Source organism: Burkholderia sp. Bp9004 (genome assembly GCF_003858025.1).
GTDB lineage: Bacteria > Pseudomonadota > Gammaproteobacteria > Burkholderiales > Burkholderiaceae > Burkholderia > Burkholderia diffusa.
The window spans coordinates 1-326 of the sequence record NZ_QTQD01000104.1; the positions used below are offsets into that span (position 1 = coordinate 1).

The window sequence follows — 326 nt, forward strand, 5'->3', positions numbered from 1 at the left end:
CGGCCTTCCTTGCCGTTGTGCCAGCGTTGCGTGAGGTTGCCGCGCGCGTCGTACTGGTAATGGGTGCCGGCGTATTGTTTGAGCAGGTTGTCCAGCGCCTTGATGCGCGGCATGCGCTGGCGCTCGGCTTCGCGCTGCTCGGCCGGGTCGATCAGGTTGCTGGCCGGGTCGAAGTCGAACGTCTCATGGCCGAGCCGGCTTTGCGCTTCGAGCAGGCGGCCCACCGGATCGTAGCGGTAGGCGAGCTGGCCGCGCCGCGTGTCGTTGATGTCGGTGAGCTGGCCGCTGGCGTCGTAGCGGTAGCGACGCACCAGCAGGCGGTTGCC

Annotated in this window: 1 protein-coding gene; it reads right to left on the minus strand. The window is 68.1% G+C overall.

The window, feature by feature from the left end; translation table 11 throughout:
* Positions 1-326 (minus strand): RHS repeat domain-containing protein (locus DIE08_RS35350; RefSeq protein ID WP_148096111.1); only part of this gene is annotated, 326 nt, incomplete at both ends.